The 19,737-nt window shown below is 62.8% G+C and carries 14 protein-coding genes; 10 read left to right on the forward strand and 4 right to left on the reverse strand.

The window, feature by feature from the left end:
- The first annotated feature begins 441 nt into the window (after positions 1–441).
- The 5 genes from AC1RRJ_RS00360 to AC1RRJ_RS00380 all read left to right on the forward strand — a co-directional run bounded on the left by AC1RRJ_RS00360 (position 442) and on the right by AC1RRJ_RS00380 (position 7,119).
- The gene (locus AC1RRJ_RS00360; RefSeq protein ID WP_493119713.1) at positions 442–2,664 is read left to right on the forward strand and encodes a TonB-dependent receptor; all 2,223 of its coding nucleotides are present in this window, start codon (positions 442–444) and stop codon (positions 2,662–2,664) included.
- A 116-nt stretch (positions 2,665–2,780) separates the two neighbouring features.
- Positions 2,781–3,104, forward strand: coding sequence for a hypothetical protein (locus AC1RRJ_RS00365; protein ID WP_493119714.1), 324 nt, complete (start codon positions 2,781–2,783; stop codon positions 3,102–3,104).
- Positions 3,105–3,310: 206 nt separating this feature from the next.
- Positions 3,311–4,012 (forward strand): ABC transporter ATP-binding protein, encoded by a 702-nt coding sequence (locus tag AC1RRJ_RS00370; protein ID WP_493119715.1) that lies wholly within the window; start codon positions 3,311–3,313, stop codon positions 4,010–4,012.
- Positions 4,013–4,086: 74 nt separating this feature from the next.
- Positions 4,087–5,610: a DUF2705 family protein gene (locus AC1RRJ_RS00375; protein ID WP_493119716.1), complete on the forward strand. Its 1,524-nt coding sequence runs from the start codon at positions 4,087–4,089 to the stop codon at positions 5,608–5,610.
- A 39-nt stretch (positions 5,611–5,649) separates the two neighbouring features.
- Positions 5,650–7,119, forward strand: coding sequence for an ABC transporter permease subunit (locus tag AC1RRJ_RS00380; RefSeq protein ID WP_493119717.1), 1,470 nt, complete (start codon positions 5,650–5,652; stop codon positions 7,117–7,119).
- Positions 7,120–7,173: 54 nt separating this feature from the next.
- On the opposite strand, the gene AC1RRJ_RS00385 is transcribed toward AC1RRJ_RS00380, so the two are convergent.
- On the reverse strand, positions 7,174–7,374 hold the full coding sequence (locus AC1RRJ_RS00385) for a heavy-metal-associated domain-containing protein (protein WP_493119718.1): 201 nt from the start codon (positions 7,372–7,374) through the stop codon (positions 7,174–7,176).
- Between the two features lie 150 nt (positions 7,375–7,524).
- Between AC1RRJ_RS00385 and AC1RRJ_RS00390 the strand changes: the two genes are divergently transcribed.
- Positions 7,525–10,059, forward strand: a complete 2,535-nt coding sequence (locus AC1RRJ_RS00390; RefSeq protein WP_493119719.1) for a heavy metal translocating P-type ATPase — start codon at positions 7,525–7,527, stop codon at positions 10,057–10,059.
- Positions 10,056–10,550: a Cu(I)-responsive transcriptional regulator gene (cueR, locus tag AC1RRJ_RS00395; protein ID WP_493119720.1), complete on the forward strand. Its 495-nt coding sequence runs from the start codon at positions 10,056–10,058 to the stop codon at positions 10,548–10,550. The genes AC1RRJ_RS00390 and cueR overlap by 4 nt, the downstream gene beginning before the upstream one ends.
- Before the next feature lie 125 nt (positions 10,551–10,675).
- Here cueR and AC1RRJ_RS00400 read toward each other — a convergent pair whose 3' ends face one another.
- Genes AC1RRJ_RS00400 through AC1RRJ_RS00410 form a run of 3 tightly spaced genes read right to left on the reverse strand, consistent with a single transcriptional unit; the run spans position 10,676 to position 13,955 of the window.
- On the reverse strand, positions 10,676–12,019 hold the full coding sequence (locus AC1RRJ_RS00400) for an MmgE/PrpD family protein (protein WP_493119721.1): 1,344 nt from the start codon (positions 12,017–12,019) through the stop codon (positions 10,676–10,678).
- A complete protein-coding gene (locus AC1RRJ_RS00405; protein ID WP_493119722.1) occupies positions 12,016–12,744 on the reverse strand; it encodes a maleate cis-trans isomerase family protein in 729 nt (242 codons plus the stop codon). Before AC1RRJ_RS00405 ends, AC1RRJ_RS00400 begins: the two co-directional genes overlap by 4 nt.
- A 32-nt stretch (positions 12,745–12,776) precedes the next feature.
- Positions 12,777–13,955, reverse strand: coding sequence for an FAD-dependent oxidoreductase (locus AC1RRJ_RS00410; RefSeq protein ID WP_493119723.1), 1,179 nt, complete (start codon positions 13,953–13,955; stop codon positions 12,777–12,779).
- A 148-nt stretch (positions 13,956–14,103) separates the two neighbouring features.
- On the opposite strand from AC1RRJ_RS00410, the gene AC1RRJ_RS00415 reads away from it, so the two are divergent.
- The 3 genes from AC1RRJ_RS00415 (at position 14,104) to AC1RRJ_RS00425 (ending at position 19,400) form a co-directional block, all read left to right on the forward strand.
- The gene (locus AC1RRJ_RS00415) at positions 14,104–15,648 is read left to right on the forward strand and encodes an aldehyde dehydrogenase (protein WP_493119724.1); all 1,545 of its coding nucleotides are present in this window, start codon (positions 14,104–14,106) and stop codon (positions 15,646–15,648) included.
- A gap of 236 nt (positions 15,649–15,884) precedes the next feature.
- Positions 15,885–16,793: a hypothetical protein gene (locus AC1RRJ_RS00420; protein WP_493119725.1), complete on the forward strand. Its 909-nt coding sequence runs from the start codon at positions 15,885–15,887 to the stop codon at positions 16,791–16,793.
- 120 nt (positions 16,794–16,913) lie between these two features.
- Positions 16,914–19,400: a TonB-dependent receptor gene (locus AC1RRJ_RS00425; protein WP_493119726.1), complete on the forward strand. Its 2,487-nt coding sequence runs from the start codon at positions 16,914–16,916 to the stop codon at positions 19,398–19,400.
- The last annotated feature ends 337 nt before the right edge of the window (positions 19,401–19,737 follow it).

Genomic DNA, 19,737 nt, shown 5'->3' on the forward strand with positions numbered 1-19,737 from the left:
CGGGCGACGAACGGAAAATGGGCCGGAAAGCGCGCCTCGCGCTGCGGTTTGAAAATCCGCTTGACAAGGGTCAAGGACATGATGTGTTATCAACATAACAACATGTCATAATCATGATGATCATTCACGGTCCGTCGCTGTGGCTGTCGAGGCCCGGATATGCGCTTGCGCATTTTCGGGTGGTTCCGAGTTTCAGATCTCGATGAGTTTTTAGAAGAGTTCAGGCTGAACTATTCAGAAAATTCAAAGCAAAAATATCAATTTAATGGAATTTTGATCGAATAAATTAATTTCAAATATTGGGGGATGGATATGCGCAATAGTCGATACGGAACCGGGGTTTCTCTGGCAGTGGTCGCGTCTTGTACAGTTTCTCTATGGTCATCCCCCGCATGGGCGCAGAAAACCGGCACGCACGAAGTCGCGACAAACGAGATTGTGGTGACCGCCCGCCTGCGCGCCGAGACGCTCACCGAGGCGCCGCTTTCGATCAGCGCCCTGACGGCGGACCAGCTCGAGAACCGTCAGATCAACAGCATGAATGATCTCGCGGCCGTGACGCCGGGACTCGGTTTCGAGCAGGCGGCCGGCCCGGCCTCGTCGCGTCCGATCATCCGTGGTCAGGCGCAACTTGCGCGTACGGCAGGTGATGTCGCTAATGTCGGAGTCTTCATCGATGGCGTCTATTCCCCGGGTCTGACCGGCACCGAGATCGGATTCATGGGTATCGAGCGCGTCGAGGTCGTGCGCGGCCCGCAAGGTGCGCTCTATGGCCGCAACACCTTCGCCGGCGCGATCAACTATATCACCAAGCGTCCCGGAGATAAGCTCGAGTTCGGCGCCAAGGGGGCTTATGGCGCGGACGGGCTGTTCGAACTCTCGGGCTATGCGGCGGCCCCGATCGTCGACGAGCGCCTGGCGGTTCGTCTTGACGCCGGCATGTCGTCGAGCGGCGGCGGTCTCGTCAACAAGGTCAATGGCGAGCGCCTCGACGATACCGATGCCGAGATGGTGCGCGCGAGCCTCTCCTACACCAGCGACGCCTTCAATCTGTTGCTGTCAGCCACCTATGGTCATGACACCACCTCGCACAGCGCCATCGTACCGATCCCCGACCTCAGTCCGCGCCGTGTCGGCAAGCCTGCGGCGACGGCGCGCAGTCCCGTGCAGATCGGGCGCCGCGTCAGCGGCCCGATCGACGACTATACAACATCCTTTTCCTTCGATCCGCGCGCCTTCGGCAGCGAGCGGACCAGCCGGCGCGCGCTGCTCGTCGCGGATTATGACTTCGGTCCTGTGACGCTTATTTCGCGCACGGGATACGAGAATCGCGACGTGAAGACCCTGATCGATCTCGACCAGACGCCGGCGGGCACCAATTTCACCACACGGCCGCCCGTCATATTTACCCAGACCGCGTCGGGTGACATCGAGGACCGTTACGAGATCAGCCAGGATCTGCGTCTCCAGGCCTCGAAACCCGGCCGCTTCGACTGGACGGTTGGTGCCTATTACAGCCACGAACGCAACAATGCGGTGACAACGAAGTTCGCCGACCCCGCGGCGGGCGCCGGTGGCACGATCGCTCCCGCCCCGGTCAACGGCAAGGCGCTGGTCGATCAGCAGGATATCAATCGCAATACCTTCCAGTCGGTCTATGCCTCGGCCAGCTACGATATTGTCGACGCGGTCAACATCGCGCTGGAGGGGCGATACACCGCCGAGCGGAAGCGCGTCCGTCCTGTGCAGAATAATTATGGTACCGACCGGGTGACGCCCGCCAACCCGTTGCCGGCCGGGCAATCCAGGACCTTCAGATATTTTACCCCGCGCGCGATCCTGAGCTATTCGCCGGACGCCGATCTCAATATTTATGCTTCGGTTGCGAAGGGCACCAAATCGGGCGGTTTCAATTCGCAGGCGACACTCGAGAGCGAGCGCTCCTATGCGCCGGAAAGCAACTGGACCTATGAACTGGGCGCCAAGGCAAATCTGCTCGATCGCAAGCTGAACCTCGCGGCGGCGATTTTCCAGATCGACTGGTCCAACCAGCAGATCCTGACCTTCGCGACGGGCCCCGTCAGCGGCACCGACACGTCGATCACCACCAATATCGGCAAATCGCGCGTTCGCGGCGGCGAACTGACACTCGGCTATGCCCCGGCGCACTGGCTCAACCTCAATGCATCCTATGCCTATACCGATGCCAAATATGTCGAGGCGACGACGTCGAGCCTTTCGGGGTTCGTCGATTGTGCGGCGCTTCCCAAAGTGGGTTGCGTCAACGGCCTTACCAATGGCGACGTCAGCGGCAACCGGCTCCAGTTCGCGCCGAGGCATCAGGGAACGGTGGGCGGCGAGGTGAAGCTGCCGCTCGGCGGGCAGGGGCTCGAATTTTATGCGCGGGCCGATCTCTCGTTCAACTCGAAGAAATATGTCGATGCCGCCAATGCCGGCTATATTCCCGGGCGGCAGGATTTGCGCCTGCGGGTCGGGCTGCAGGCCGACAAGGTCAAGGCCCAGCTGTTCTGCAACAATGTCACCAATGACAGGACACCGGTAACGGCGTTCGAATCGCGCGATTTTGTGGCGGGCAACCCGCATTATTACGTCCGCATCCGCCAGCCGCGCCAATGCGGCTTCAGCCTGTCTTACGACTATTGAGGAGGCGCGGGGCGATGAAGCTGTTTCCGGCGCGATCCCTGCGAGGCGCTGCTCCACAGGAGCCGGACGCGCTGCGAGGGATTGCGCCGCGCGAAACGGTCGGGCGTATCCGCCCCTTGCAAATGCTTCTTGGCATATTGCTGCTCTTGGGCATGGGGGTCGGCGGGGTCATCCCGGTGATGGCCGCGCATCTCTGTCCGGAGCATATTTCCTGCGCGGCGTGGCGGCATCATGTGCACGACAATGCACTGGCATCTGCCGATAGTGAAAAGCGGCATACCCATTATCATCTCGACAGCCACGCGCACCATCTCGCGATTGCGGAGGTGGCGCCCCTGCTGGCGCTTCGTGCCATGGATATCGAGGCACGAGACATCTTCATCGACACACGAACGCCCGACGCGTTTCCCGAAGGTGCGTTCAAGCCGCCGTGGATATAGCCGGTGATGTGGCGGCGCGCGCCCTGTGTCCCCTTGCCGGACAAATGGCCGCTGCGCCTGCATCCGCCGGACATGATTGCCTGCGGAGCCGCACCCTTACTTCCCGATACCGACATCGCATTCGGATGCGCATCAGGCGCCGTTTCGGACGGGGCCGTGACGATGCGGCTGGCGTACGCCGCCGCGAACAACAAGGATGACATGACATGCTCGAAGCAAAGGATCTGAAGAAAAGCTATGGCAATTATCAGGCGCTCAAGGGCCTGAATCTCTGCGTCAAAAGTGGAGAAATATATTGCCTGCTCGGCGCGAATGGCGCGGGCAAGACGACGACGATCAACCTGTTCCTCAACTTCATCGATCCCACGTCCGGCTCGGCGAAAGTCAACGGACTCGATGCCGCCCAAAACCCGGTCGAGACCAAGCGCAGCCTGGCCTATATCCCCGAAACCGTGATGCTCTACGGCGGGCTGACGGGCCTGGAAAATTTGCGTTACTTCGCGAAGCTCGGTGGCCATGGCCATTATAGCAAGAGCGAACTCGAGGGTTTTCTCGATCGCGTGGGCCTGCAATCGGGCGCGATCCACAATCGGGTCGCATCCTATTCCAAGGGTATGCGCCAGAAGGTTGGGGTCGCGATCGCGATCGCCAAACAGGCCAACGCACTGCTGCTCGACGAGCCGACATCGGGCCTCGACCCCAAGGCGAGCAACGAATTCTCGCAATTGCTTCGTCAGATGCAGGGCGAGGGGGCCGCGATCCTGATGGCGACCCACGATATTTTTCGCGCCCAGGAAACCGGCACACGCATCGGCATCATGCGCGAAGGCGTCCTCGTCCGCGAGATGGACACCCGCGACGTCACCCATAGCGAGGTGGAGCGCATCTACCTCGAGCATATGCACTGACGCTGTGTCGACCATTTGCCGCTTTTCATCAAACAGGCGCAGGCGTCGCACTGCGCAACCCAAAGGACGGGCTCATGATTGAATCAGCCTTAATCCATGAATCGGATAGAGACGCTTCGAAGATCTTCACAATCGCAGGCAAGGAGTTTCGCGAAATATTGCGCGACGGTCGCTTTCTGTGGACCGCGGCGATCATGGCGCTGCTCTTGCTCGCCGCGCTGGCGACGGGGTGGCAGCGCTATTCGAGCTATAATGAGATGGAGCAGGCCGCGCAGGCCGAATCCAATGATCAATTCTACAAGCAGGGCGACAAGAACCCCCATTCGGGCGCCCATTTCGGCAATTATGCTTTCAAGGATGCGGGCCCGCTATCCTTCTTCGACAGCGGCATCGACGCCTTCGCAGGCAGCTTTGTGTTCATGGAAGCGCATCGCCAGAACCCGGCGCGCGCACCGGCGGCCGAGGACCAGTCGGCGATATCGCGCTTCGGCGATCTCAACGGCGCGATGATCCTGCAGGCGCTGGCACCGCTGCTGATCATTTTCCTGGGTTTTTCGGCATTTGCGGGCGAACGCGAGCGGGGAACGCTGCGGCAATTGCTCAGCGCGGGCGTTTCGCGTCGCGAATTGCTCTGGGGCAAGGCGCTGGGCGTGGGATCGGCGGCCGCGCTCGTCATTCTGCCCTGCCTGTTCGTCGGTGCGGCGGTCATCGCGGCGATCGGCGTCCCCGCAGGGGAATCGCTGGGCGCGCGTATCGGCGTCATGGCGCTCGTCTATGGCGTTTATCTGCTTGTGTTCCTTTTCCTGACCCTCGCCGTTTCCGCGATCGCATCGAGCCCACGGACCGCGCTGATCGCGCTGATCGGTTTCTGGGCATTCAGCGTTTTTCTGATGCCGAAGGCCGCGGCCGAGATTTCGAAGATCGTCCATCCTTCGCCCCCGCTCGGGGTGTTTCAGCAATCGCTCGAGGAAACCCGGCTCAAGGGGCTCGGTGGCCCGCCGCCGCGCGCGCGTCTGGCGGCCTACAAGCGGCAGCTTCTTGCGAAATACAAGGTCAAGGATGTCTCCGAGCTGCCGGTCTATTGGGTGTCGACGAGCATGCAGAAGATGGAGGAGATCGATCACGAATTTTACGACCATTATTACAAGGGTCTCGATACCTCCTATCTTGCGCAGCGCCGCTTGCAGGATCGGCTGGGCGTGGTCGATCCGATGCTGGCGCTCAGCAGCATCAGCATGGGGCTGGCGGGCACCGACCTCAACCATCAGAGCCGTTTCAACAATGCCGCCGAAACCTATCGACGGATGATGGTCGCGAAGATGAACGGCTATCTCAACACCATGGCGGTCGGTTTCAACAAGCAGCTTGCGAGCGCCGACGCGGCTTCGGGCACGGTCAGTATGGAAAGCAATGATCGTGTTCTGGTTGCGTCCGAGGACATCTTCAAGATGGTGAAGCCGTTCACCTACGCCCCGCCGACGCTGCGCGAAGTGCTGGACGAGCATCGCACCAGCCTGATCATTTTGTTCGGATGGCTTGTCGCGGCTCTGTCCTTCGCGATCTTCGCGATCGCACGACTGCGTCCGCAGACGCGCTGACACGCGCGCACTGGACCGCATGCATATGGGAGACCTTCAATGTACGCTTTGATGATGCGTCACGAGACGCGCACACTTACCCGTACCCCGGCCTTCGTCTGGGTACTCCTGCTCCTTGTCGCTGCGATGGCGTTCGCGGCGTTTGCGGGGCGCGATACGCTCGTTCGCCAGCAGACGGGCGCCGAAGCCATGGTCGATGCCGCGATGGCGCAGCGCGCCAAGCTGCACGCCGGCCTCGTCGGCTACGAACGTTCGCTCGCCAGAGAGGGCGGGGAAAAGCAGATCGCGGCTTTCAGCCATAGTCCCGGCAAGATCCCCGCGGGCACCAATGCGGGAACCGTCGGCAGCACAAGCGTCGCTCCGGCGGTATTGCCCGCCACGGGTCTTGGCGCCTTCGCGACGGGACAGAGCGATCTCCAGCTCTCCTATCTGCCCGTCAGTTCGCAGAGTTTGACGACGATCACGCAGGGCAGCGAACTCGGCAATCCGGTCAATTTGAAACGCGGGGGCTTCGATCTCGCCTTCGTCGTGATCTTCCTGCTACCGATCTTCATCCTCGCGATCAGCTATGACATGCTCTCCAGCGAGCATGAGCGCGGCACACTTGCGATGGTGCTCTCGCATCCGATCAGCCTCAAGCGCCTGATGACGAGCAAGGTCGTCAGCCGCGCGCTGATCATCCTCGGCGTCGTGGTGATCGGCGGGCTGGCGGCGCTGATGATTGCGGGGACCAATCTGGCCGCGGCCGAAACCTGGGTTCGCTTCGCGCTCTGGCTCGCCGTGACCTTGCTCTACAGCCTGTTCTGGTTCGCGCTCGCGGTTCTGGTCAACGCGATCGGCCGCAACTCGGCGACCAATGGCCTCGTGCTCGCCGGCATCTGGCTGGGCCTGGTTGCGGTCGTGCCGACGCTGGTCAGCGTCGTCGCCACGTCGGCCTATCCCGCGCCCTCGCGCTTCGACTTCATCACCGCCTCGCGTGAGGCGCAGACGAAAAGCGAGAAAAATTATATGGAGGCGCTCAATCAATATTATTACGACCATGTCGAATATTCGGCGACGGGCGATACCAACGAGTTTCTTGCGGTGTCGATGGCGAAGAAGGCGGCCGTCGACAAGGCGATGCAACCCTTGTTCGACCGCTTCCGGACCCAGCGCGCGCGGCAGGACAAAATGGTCTCGACCTTCCAGTTCGTATCGCCTGCCATCATGATGCAGCAGGCGCTGAATGCGATCGCGGGAACCGATTCCACGCGCTACGGCCATTTTGTCGATCAGGTTGTGAGCTTTCGGACGCAGTGGGTGACCTATTTTACCCAGCGCTTCCTCAAGCGCGAGGCGCTGTCGTCGTCCGACTATGCGAATTTTCCGAAATTCGCATATCGGGAAGAAAGCCTTGGTGCGATCACCATGCGTGTCCTGCCGGCACTCATTGGCATGCTCGGGTTCGTGCTGCTTATCGCGTTTGGCGCATTGCGCGCGCTGCGCCGCTATCAGGTCGCGGCACGTTAAAGACTTCGGGAGAGGGCGGCAGGTTCTGCCGCCCTCTCCCGGCATTTTATACCCCTATACCGTCCGCGCTTCATAGCCGGCTTCACGGATTGCCGCGATGAGCGACACGCTATCCGCACGGGTCTCGACGCTGACCCGCTTTCCGGGAATATCGGTTTCGACTTTGGCTTGCGCATCGACGGCGTGAATGGCCGTGGTGATCGAGCGCGCGCAACCGCCGCAGGTCATCCCGGGGATTTCAAAATTCATCATCATATTGCCTCCAGACTTCGAGTGGAACTCGAAGATGGGGCTTGCCATCGTGGCAAGGTCAACAGGCGATAATAGCATTTTTTTGTCTCTTGACCTTCCCATCGTTGGAAGCCGCACATTCCGGTCAAGCGAAGAAAACCGGAGATATGTGTGATGGCTGATGTGATGCAATTGAAGCGGGAAAGCGATGATCCCGCGTCCAAACCGGCGCTATTCAGTGTCGCCGTCGCGGGCATGACCTGCGCGTCATGCGTCGGCCATGTCGAAAAGGCGATCGCCAAGCTGCCGGGCGTCACGAAGGTCAGCGTCAATCTGGCAACCGAACGCGCCGATGTGACCTTCGCGGGCGTCGCTGATCCGGTGGCTGTCGTGCAGGCGATCGCGCGCGCGGGCTATGAGGTGCCCGAGGCCGAGGTCGAAATCGGCGTCGCAGGCATGACATGCGCCTCGTGCGTCGGTCATGTCGAGAAAGCGCTGTCCAAGGTTCCGGGTGTCATTACCGCCACCGTCAATCTGGCGACCGAAAAGGCGAGCATCCGCTATCACCTCGGCATTGCGTCGCTTGGGGAATTGGAAGCGGCGATCCGCGGTGCCGGCTATGAGCCGCGCCGGATCGAAAGCGACGACGCATCGTCCGACCAGCAAGCCTTGGCGCGCGAAGAGGAGCTCATCGGCCTGCGTCGGTCGCTGTTTATCGCGGTCGCGCTGGCGCTGCCGGTCTTCATATTGGAGATGGGCTCGCACCTCATCCCCGCCGTCCATGAGTTCGTCATGGCCACGATCGGGATGCAGGCCAGCTGGCTGATCCAGTTCGCGCTGACCACCCTGGTGCTCTTCGGCCCCGGGCTGCGCTTTTTCCAGAAGGGTATTCCCGCGATCCTGCGCGGCACCCCCGATATGAACTCGCTCGTCACCTTGGGGACGAGCGCCGCATGGGGTTATTCGCTGGTCGCGACCTTTGCCCCCGATCTCCTGCCCGCGGGCACGGCCAACGTCTATTATGAAGCCGCGGCGGTGATCGTCGCGCTGATCCTGCTCGGCCGTTATCTCGAGGCCAAGGCAAAGGGGCGGACATCGGAGGCGATCAAGCGGCTTGTCGGGCTGCAGGCGAAAACCGCGCGGATCGTGCGCGATGGCGCTACGCTGGAAGTCGCGCTTGCGGATGTTCGTGCCGGGGATATCGTTCAGGTCCGCCCGGGCGAGCGCGTGCCGGTCGATGGCGAAGTCGTCGACGGCAATTCCTGGGTCGATGAGTCGATGATCACCGGCGAGCCGGTCCCGGTCGCCAAGTCTGCGGGCACGGGCGTCGTCGGCGGCACGATCAACAAGACCGGCGCCTTCACCTTCCGTGCGACCAAAGTCGGCGCCGATACGGTGCTGGCGCAAATCATCCGCATGGTCGAGCAGGCGCAGGGATCGAAGCTGCCGATCCAGGCGATGGTCGACAAGGTCACCGCCTGGTTCGTCCCCGCGGTAATGGCGATCGCCGCACTGACCTTCCTGATCTGGCTTGTCTTCGGCCCCGATCCGGCGCTGACCTTCGCACTGGTCAACGCGGTCGCGGTGCTGATCATCGCCTGCCCCTGCGCGATGGGCCTCGCGACCCCAACCTCGATCATGGTCGGCACCGGGCGTGCCGCCGAACTGGGCGTGCTGTTCCGCAAGGGCGAGGCGCTCCAGACGCTGCGCGATGTGACCGTCATCGCGCTCGACAAGACCGGCACGCTGACCAAGGGGCGCCCCGAACTGACCGACCTTGAGCCGGCCGCAGGCTTCGGGCGCGACGAAGTGCTGGCGCTGGTCGCCAGCGTCGAAAGCCAGTCCGAGCATCCGATCGCCGAAGCCATTGTGGCAGCGGCGAACGCGCGGGGTCTGGACGTTCCGTCGCGCGCGGCGTTCGAAGCCATCCCCGGTTATGGCGTCTCGGCAAAGGTCGGCGGCCGCGAGGTTCAGGTCGGCGCCGACCGTTTCATGACCAGGCTGGGCCATGATGTGTCGGCCTTTGCCGCCAAGGCCCGCGAACTTGGCGCGCAGGGCAAGTCGCCGCTCTATGCCGCGATCGACGGCAAGCTCGCGGCAGTGATTGCCGTCGCCGATCCGATCAAGGACACGACGCCCGAAGCGATCCGCGCGCTGCACGACCTCGGGCTCAAGGTCGCGATGATCACCGGCGACAATCAGGCGACCGCCGATGCGGTCGCTCGGACGCTGGGGATCGACGAGGTCGTCGGCGAAGTGCTTCCCGACGGAAAGGTCGATGCGATCAACCGGCTTCGCGCGGGCGGGCGCAAGGTCGCGTTCGTCGGCGACGGCATCAACGACGCACCCGCGCTCGCCGAGGCCGACGTTGGTCTGGCGATCGGCACCGGCACCGATGTCGCGATCGAGTCCGCCGACGTCGTGCTGATGTCGGGCGACCTGCGCGGGGTGGTGAATGCGATCGCGCTGTCGAAGGCGACGATCCGCAACATCCAGCAAAATCTGTTCTGGGCGTTCGGCTATAATGCGGCGCTGATCCCGGTCGCCGCCGGGGTGCTCTATCCGCTGAACGGGACTTTATTGTCGCCGGTGTTCGCGGCCGGCGCGATGGCGCTGTCGAGCGTCTTCGTGCTAAGCAACGCGCTCAGGCTGAAGGCCTTCCGGCCGGTGATCGCCTCCGATAAAAGTGCAGAAGGAGCGCCGTCATGAACATCGGCAACGCCGCAAAAATGTCGGGCGTCTCGACGAAAATGATCCGCTATTATGAACAGACGGGCCTCATCCCCAAGGCGGCACGTCATGACTCGGGCTACCGCGACTATGACGATGCCGATGTCCATCGGCTGCGTTTCATCCGGCGTGCACGCGATCTGGGTTTTACGGTGGAGCAGATCGGCGAGCTGCTTGGCCTGTGGTCGGACCGGAGCCGTGCCAGCGCCGACGTCAAGGCCTTTGCGCTTGGGCATATCGAACGGCTCAAAGGGAAAATGGCAGAAATTCAGGCCATGGTGCGGACGCTCGAAACGCTGGCCGATCATTGTCACGGCGACGACCGCCCCGACTGCCCGATCATCGAGGGACTGGCCGAGGATGACCATGGACCGTCGCATCTCGAACCGCGCGAACCACAGCGCTTCGGCAATCCCGGCGGGCAACCCGCGCGGCGGGATCGCGCCATGCCGGCGAAGGTTACGCACTAGGGGCAAAGATTTGGGTGCAAACGCGGGAGCATATAGGCCGCCGTTCCAAAAGGCGGATGGTGGCACGCATGCACTGCCGGACCGATGGGCACCGGGTCATTGCGCCCGAATATTTGCTGGCCGGCTCAACTCCCCAGCGCAAAGCATTGCCGCGCAGCTTGTCGTGGCTCGGCCCGCAGGAAAAATTTTGCAATGGCTGCGGCGTGCTGCGTCCCCAGTCGCGGCGCCGCGAAGCGATGGAATTTCCCGACGACATCCTCCTGGCTCATCGGGCGTTCCGGATCGCCCGTGACGCCTTTGACCTGCTTTGACAGCCGCGTCGCACCGATATCGACTGTTAACGTTGCGCCGCGGTCGGTTTGGCCGGGATCGACCCGTGTCTCGATCAGGCGCTCCAGCCGGGCGATTGCGGCATTGGCGCCGAGACTGTCATAGGCTTCGGGCCCGAGATCTCCCAGAACCAGCGCGGCCGCGACCGCATAGGACAGGCTGAACTGGGCCTGGATCGCCGTGCGCGGCGCACGATTGCCGCAATAGCGCGCGGCTTCGGCATAGGTGTTGAGAATGATACCGCAAATATTGTCGGCCGAGTAACCCGGCTGCTGGCGGATGTGTAGAGCGGCTTCGACGCCATAATGTGTGTGGCGTACCCCCGCGAAGGGTTTGAGATAGCCGCCGAGGATGGCCCATTCCCCCGCTGCCATGAGGTCGGCGGGTTCGGTCAGCCGCAGCACACGGTCACGGCCCTCCTCCAGTGCGCCGCCCGGCATTGCGAACCCGGCTTGCGCGGCGGCGCTCGACAATATCCCGAGCAACGCGGCATGCGCGGGATAGGTGTTGCGTATCACCGAGCCCGAAGCGATGGGCAGATAGAGGCTCGCCGGGATCTGGCATGCGGCGGCCTCGATCGCCGGCTGGATCGCGTCAGGGCCGGAGAGCAGGCGCGCGGCGGCACCGGCAACCCCCAGCGAATGCCAGCTTCCATCGACATGCAGCCCCGGCGAAATGCGCCATGCCTGACCTGCGCGCGCGCCGATTTCATAGCCGGTCACCAGTGCCAGCAGCAGCGCGCCAAGCGACATGTCGCGATGCGCGCAGAGCGCCAATAGTGTTGGTACGATCGGCAGGCCGGGGCGGCCATGCGCCGAGGCATGGCCCTCGCAGGCCTCGTCCCAGCATGCGGCAGCGGCGCCCAGTGCGGCGGCCCCGGCAGGCGCGAGGCCGATATCCGATCCGGGCCATATGACGTCCCCGGCCATGCCCGCATCCAGCGCGCGGCCGAGATCCTGCACCTCGCGGTGCCGCAATCCGGCAGTCAGACAGCCAAAGGTATCGAGCAATAACAGGCGTGCCCGGGCTTCGACATCGGCAGGCAATATGTCGCAATGCGCCAGCCAGGACACGGTCTCGGCCAGCGTCGCGTCGCGCTCGATGCCCTCCGTCGATGCCGTTTCAAGGCGCGCCGTCATACCGCGAGCTGGGGGCAGGCGCGCGCGAACAGCTCGCCGGGCGCGATCGACGCTGTCTTCATCAGCCACCAGGCGCAGCAGATGTTCGAGGACAGCAGCGGAAGCCGTGCATTGTCCGCCCGCCCCGCCATGGCGGGGAGGGTGATCATGCCTGTGCCGCTCATCACGATCGCGTCGATGCCGTCTGTTTCCACCTGGCGCAGCGCTTCCTCGACCTCCTCGGTGGTGAGTTCATAAGCGCGGAAGGTCTCGGTCACCTTGACGATCTGCGCGACGTCATAGCCGGCCTGCGACCAATAGCCGGCGGCCTCTTCGGTGAGGGAGGCGGGATAGGGCGAGAACAGGCAGATACGCCGGGCGCCGATGGCCGATAGCGCCGCGCGGATCGTGCCGCTCGCGGTTTCGACAGGCGTGCCCGCCGCGTCGGAAAGCTTTGCGGCAAGCGCGGCATCGCCCTGCGGCCCGAGCCGGTAGCTTGGTCCGGTCAGCGCGACGGCCATGGCTGCGAGCTTGAGGCTGCCGAAAGCCGTCACGGCGGGCAGATAGGTTTCGGTATAGGCCCGGTTGCGCTGCTCGAGCGTCGTGTCGGGCATCACCGGCAGGCGCGCCGTGTAAAGCCGCGCGCCAGCCGGGATCAACCGCGTCATTTCCGGTTCGACGGTCGGGTTGGCCGGCGGGACGATCAGGCCAAGGCCGGGCAGGGAGGCAAGCTGTTCCAGATCCATTGCAGGAGATTCCTTCTATTCCGGTGACCTGTTCAGGCGGTGGGTTGCGACAGCTCGACCATGTCGAGCATGGCCGCGGTGGCGAGATAGTCGCGCGCGGCATCGCGCGAGGCTGCGGTCTCCCTGATCGTGTCCAGCCAGGCCGCGCCGCCGCGGATGTTGCGGTCGGTGCGCGGGACCAGCATCTCGTCGGCGACGCGCTTGCGTTCGTGGGCCGCCGCTTCGACGAGGGCGATATTCTTCTCGCGCAGCCCCCGGATCATCGCGTTCGCCAGCGCGAAGGCGTCGTGGATGCCGCAATTCATGTTCATCCCGCCGCGCGTGTTGGTGACATGGGCGGCGTCGCCGGCGAGGAAGGCGCGCCCGGCGAAATAATCCGAGGCGACGCGCAGGCTCGCGCCATAAATGTCCCTGCCGACGACGGTCGGCAGGCTGGGCCAGGAGGGCAGCAGTTCCCGCAAGCGCGCTAGCAGCCAGTCGTCGCGCAGCGCGGTCTCGTCGGGGATGGATCCGTCGACACGCAGGATGATCCGCCAGCAGTCGGGCATTTTGAGAAAACTGACCGATTTTGCGCCGTGGTACAAATAGCTGATCGGTGCGATTCCGGGCAGCACCGGGTCGAGATCGTCCGTCGTCATGACGCGCAGAATCCTGTCGGGATAGACCAGGCCATCAAAGGCAATGCCGAGCGCTTCGCGCACCGCGCTGCGCGCGCCGTCGGTGCCGATCAGATATTCCGCCTCGATCTCCATGGCTTCGCCCTTGTGCAGCGCATGAACCGCAAGGCCGGTGCCGTTCTGCTCGACCGCGCCAAAAGCCGTGCCGAACAGGATTCGGGCGTTCGGCAAGGCTTCCAGCTGCGCCAGCAGCAGGGGCGTGACGCGCGCCTGTTCGAGGTGCAGCCGGAAAGGATAGGCGGTGCGCTCGGCAAGGTCCGCCATGGCGAAGCTGGCAAAGGGCCCGTCCGGCGTGCGGTACTGGATATGGTCGACGATTTCGCCTTCGGCGAGGACCGCGTCGATCACGCCGAGGGTCGCGAGAATGTCGAGCGTCACCGGATGGAAGGTGGATGCCTTCGACGCCGTGTTGAGACGGGTGCGCTTCTCGATCAGCAGCACCTCGATACCGGCTCTCGCCAGCGTCAGTGCGGCGACCAGGCCGACGGGACCCGCGCCGGTTACGACGACCTGTGTTTGCCGCGCACCTGCCATGGAAGATCCTTTCCGGGGAGTCTCTCGGAGTCATTGCCGGGCACCGTCATTCCGGACCTGCCAACCCGGCTCTATTATATGTATTGTTGATATGACAACAGTATATTAGTGTCAATGACGCCATTTTGGCTTTTGCCGAGGACTGCCGATGACCGCGCTTTCGCTGAACCCCATTTCGGCCGCTATCAGACCCACCAGCCAGGATCCGGATCAGCGCTACCGCTATCAGCTCTATATCGACGGCGCGTTCACCGACCCGGTAGGCGGGCGTTGGCTCGAGACGGTGGACCCGGTGACCGGCGAGGATTGGGCCCGGGTGCCGCGCGGCTGCGCTCAAGATGTCGAGCGGGCGGTTTCGGCGGCGCATCGCGCCTTTTCGGAAGGGGAGTGGCCTTCGATGTCGGCGTCGGCGCGCGGCGCGCTTATGCGCAGGCTCGGCGACCTGATTGGCGAGAATGCCGAATGGCTGGCGCATGTCGAGATGAAGGACAATGGCAAGCTGCTATCCGAGCTGAGCATGCAGATGCGCTACATGGCCAACTATTATTATTATTACGGCGGATTGGCCGACAAGATCGAGGGGACCGTCATCCCCTCCGACAAGCCCGGCGTGTTCAACTACACCAGGCCCGAACCGATCGGCGTCGTCGCCTGCATCATGCCGTGGAACTCGCCTTTGCCACTCATGAGCCTCAAGCTCGCGCCCGCGCTGGCGGCGGGGTGCACGGTGGTGCTGAAGCCCTCCGAGTTCACCTCGGCCTCTTTGCTCGAGTTCGTCAAGCTCGTCGAGGCGGCAGGCTTTCCCAAGGGCGTCGTCAATGTGCTGACCGGCTATGGTGCCGAGGTCGGCGATGCGCTGATCGGCCACCGCCATGTCGAGCGCATCGCCTTCACCGGCGGGCCCGAGGCGGGCCGCATCATCAACGAGAAGGCTGCCCGCCATATGAAGCGGGTGACGATGGAGCTTGGCGGCAAATCGCCCAACATTGTCTTCGACGACGCCGATCTCGACCAGGCCGTCAAGGGCGTGGTCGCCGGCATCTTCGCGGCGTCGGGCCAGACCTGCGTCGCGGGTTCGCGCCTGCTCGTCCAGGATAGCATCCATGATGCCTTCCTCGAGCGGCTCAAGGCCTATGTCGCCGATGTGCGCTTCGGCCATCCTTCCGATCCGCAGACCCAGATCGCCCCGATTTCGACCAGGCCGCAGCTCGAAAAGATCAAATCCTATGTCGAGATTGCGAAGGCGGAGGGTGCACGGCTGGTGGCCGGCGGCGAGCCTGCATCCGTACCCGGATATCCCGACGGTCTGTTCTTCAAGCCGACGATCTTCGCCGACGTCCGCAACGATATGCGCATCGCGCAGGAGGAGGTGTTCGGCCCCGTCCTCGCCGTGATCCGCTTCCAGGACGAGGAGGAGGCCGTTCGTATCGCCAACGACACTCCCTATGGTCTTGCAGCCGGCATTTGGACTCAGTCGATGCGCCGCGCATTGACGATGTCCGATCGTATTCGGGCCGGCACGATCTGGGTGAATAATTATCGTTCGACGAGCACCACCTCGCCCTTTGGCGGCTTCAAAATGAGCGGCATCGGCCGCGAAGGCGGTATCGCCGGCATTCGGGAATATATGGAAGTGAAGAGCGTTTGGATATCGACCGTCACGGATATTCCAAATCCTTTCATCCGCCGCTGAGGCTCGCGGCAGACCTGTCTCTCCGCCCGTCGCGTCCCCCCGGGAACGGTCTTCTCGCTCTTGATCGATCTTTCATCGGCGCCTCGAAAGCCACGACGCCCGATCCGGTCACGCAAGCGTTGGGCGGCGGGATGGACACGGCGCCTGGACCGCAAAAACAGGCTTGCATCGATTCAAATACATCATATGATAAGGACAACATAAGAACATAATGAAAATATACAGGGAGATGGACTATGGCGCAGTTCGGCGGCTTGCAAAGATTCTATCGAGCGCCCTTTATCGGTTTGCTGGCTTTCGTGGCGGTGTTGCTCGCCAATCCCGTGATGCACAGTGTCCGGGTCGCGGCGCGCCAACTCTTGTCGCCCGCATTTGATGGCATGTTCAACCTCTTCCTGGGCGCGCTCGGTCTCGCCATCCTTCTCTTCGGGCTTCGTCGCGGCGAGGACGAGGTGCGCGGAACGCTGACCGGTTTCGTCGCGGGGCTGCTGATCTGGATCGGCTGGGCCTCCTATCTCTTTTCCTACAACGATATCGCGCTGGGCCGCCCGATGATGGCGATCACGCCGGAGCAGAGCCGCCCGCTGGGCGTGCTCTTCATCCAGGGCTCGTTCGGCATCTGTGTCGCTACCTTGCTCTTCTTCGTTCTCAATCGCGACACCAAGTGCAATGCCTTTCGCTGGCTCCACCGCAAGCTGCACATAAAGCTTGGGCGCCCCGAAAGCGGCCAACAGCGCAACTTCTGCCGGATCACCTTCATCGAGACGATTTATGTCACATGGTTCTGTTACGGCTTCTCGCTTTTTCTGGGTGACCAGCGCTTTCTCGGCTATCACCATCCCGCCACCGCTGCGATCGGCATCGGTCTCGCGATATGGTCGATCTATCTCGTCTGGAAGCTCAGCCGTTTCACGCGTGTGATGGCGGCGCTGCGCTACGCGATCCCCACCAAGGCCTTGTTCTGGATTGCCTTTGGCGAACTGGGGCCGCGCTACGGCCTGTACCATGAATTCTGGCTGCACCCGCTGGACAATATCGCGCCGATGCTGGCCGTTCTCATCCTGTTTCTCGGGCTGACCAGCGCCACCGCTTTCCTGCCGCAGCGCAAAAAGGCGCCGGCGCGCACGCCGCCGGCAAGCCGCTGAGCCGCGCGGCAATCATTCAGACATAGCAATAAAATAACAATCAGGGGAAGAGGAATGGCAAATCGGTTTCGGGCGCGATGGGCGTTGTTGCTGACAGGAATTGCCCTGCCAGCGACGGCGGTGGCGCAGACGGTTGAAGCAGATCCGCAAGTCGATGGCGAAATCGTTGTCACCGCGCGCAAGCGGGTCGAACGGCTCCAGGACGTGCCGATCAGCATCCAGGCGCTTTCGGGCGCGGAGATCGAACGGCTTGGCCTCAAGGATATCGAATCCGTCTCGCGGCTCAGCCCTTCGCTGGTGTTCGACCGCGGTGCCAATCCCGAGGCCTCGACCATTGCCATTCGCGGCCTGTCTCCGACACGCGGCAGACCCAATGCCGCGATCCTCGTCGACGGTATCGATGTCACGAGCGAGGCCATCGGTTCTGCCGGGGGCGGCATTCTGCTTTCGCAGCGGCTGCTCGATCTCGAGCGGATCGAAGTCGTGCGCGGCCCGCAGAGCGTTCAATATGGCCGCAGTGCTTTTGCGGGTGCCATCCAGTATGTCACCGCCAATCCGTCGAACGAATTGACAGCGACAGCGGCAGTCGAGGCGGGCAGCCACAACCGCTTTGCGATACGCGGCGCAGTCAGCGGTCCGCTGGTCGAGGGACTGCTCAGCGTTCGCCTAGCGGGTACGGCATGGTCCGAAGGTGGCTTCTATCGCGATCAGGCGCTCGATTCCCAGCTCGGCGGCGGTCATGGTTCGGGCGTTGCTCTGACCGCGCTGCTGACACCGGCGGCGGGACTCTCGTTCAAGGCACGGATCGACTATTTCAGCGACAGCTTTCGCCCCGCGGCGCAATATCTGGTTCGCTCGAACAGCGGCCTGATCAATGCGGCCAACAACGCCGCGCTCGCGGCCGCTGTGGCCGGTGGCGTCACAAGCAACAGTTCCTTCGCCGGATACCGCGGCACAATTCCGGATGCCGACCAGTTGGGCGCACCGCGCCACAGTCCCGATCCGCTCACCGGGCGCCGTTTCGAAGGCAGCGATCGCAAGGTTCTGCGCGCCGCGCTCGTCTCGACCTATGACAGCGAACCGCTCACGGTAACGGCCTGGACCGGCTATACCGACGGCGACTTCGACAATCGTCAGGACTTTGACCAGGACGCCATCCTCGTCGGTTCTCCGGGAAGCCAGACCGACAGCGCCAACCGGACTTTCATCGCCGATTCCGATACGACGCTGGAACAGTTCAGCCAGGAACTTCGTCTCACCACGGCAGCCGACAAGCCGCTCCGGCTTACGCTCGGAGGTCTATACTGGAGCGAGGATTCACTCCGGCGTTCGCGGACGCTTATTGTCTCATGTGCGGCGACCATATCCGAATGTGCCGGGGGGGCAGGCGGCAGGGTTCCCTTCGTCAAGCTGATAGACGACCCGGCTTCGCGCCGGATTCGCCACTGGTCGGTCTATGGCGGCTTCGAATGGCAAGCGCTGGCGACCGTCAAGTTCACGGCGGAGGGACGCTATTCGTGGGAAAAGGAACGCGTCATTGGCTCGAATTGTGGACTGCCCGTCAATCGCTTCGGGGTGCGATGCGGCGATCCTTTTGCAACATCGGCCCAGGTGCCACCGGTGTTTGGTCCGTCGACGCTGCTCAGTGACGGGCGGACGATGGCGGGCGCATATGCCGTGCCCGTGACGATGGGCTCCAGCGATCGCTTCTTTACGCCGCGTTTCACCCTCGAGTGGAAGGCGGGGCGTGACGCGCTGCTCTATGCTTCGGCATCGAAAGGCGTGAAGCCCGGTGGCACCGCCACGCTCGCTGCGGGCGCGTGGTTCGATTCCGATCTTGACGGCGATACCGACGAGGTTGCCTTCGGGGCCGAGACGCTGTGGTCGTACGAGCTTGGCAGCAAGCTCAGCTTGTTCGACAGTCGGCTGCTGCTCAATTTTGCAGGTTTTTTGCAGCAATATTCCGACAAGCAGGTTGTTTCGCAGCGAAGCACCCCTTCGGGTTCTCCGATCGCCGTCATCGAAAATGCGGGCAAGGCGCGGGTTTGGGGTCTCGAAATCGACGCCAATGCGAAGCTCACCGATCGGTTGAGGCTCGGCCTCGCCTACACCTTCCTCGATACGCGCTATACGAAGTTCGAGATATTCACCGACACCAAGTCCAATATCATCGATGCGGACGAATGCACGGTGGTGACGATCGGCAAGCGTGTTTGTGCGGTCGATCTGTCCGGCAACCGTCTGGAAAAATCTCCGCGACATTCGGTGGTCGGTTCGATCGGCTATGAGGCGCCAATAACGGCGGCGATGAAACTCTTCGCCGAAGCCAATGTAAGTTACCGGTCGAGCCGCTTCGTCGATCAATGGAACAATCGCCGACTGAAAGGCTATTCGCTGACCGACGTGCGCCTCGGTTTTCGGACCGATCGGTTTGAGATCTTGGGCTATATCAACAATCTGTTCGATGACGACACGGTGCGTTCGGCCGACACGAAGACCGGCGATGTCGATCGCATCGGCCTTGGCCTCAATACCTCGTCGCAGGTGGTTCTTGCCGCCTTGCCCGACCCGCGCACCTATGGGATCCGCGTGAATTTGCGCTTCTAGCAGGACATCGATGTTGGGGAGCGTCGAAACTGATCCGTCGGCGCACGGTTCTCAAGGCTGCAGCGATAAGATTACGCGTCTTGCATCGCCGTACGCTCGCCCAGCATCGACCTTCGTCCGATAACCGGACGAAGGAATCAGCACGGCACCTCCATTGCAAGCGGGAGGTACGCAGACATTGCAGCCGACAACGGACATATGCCGCCGATCGGCGACGCCAGTCTGGGGATATCGGCAGCCTTTGCGCACGGCGCAAAAAGTCCCCGCGGCCTGAGCCGCGGGGACAGCCAGAGAGGCGAGCCTGGCGCCTTCGAAGCGAAGCCGCGCGCCCGTTGCC

The sequence above is a fragment of the Sphingopyxis sp. GW821-FHT12C06 genome, assembly GCF_058807415.1.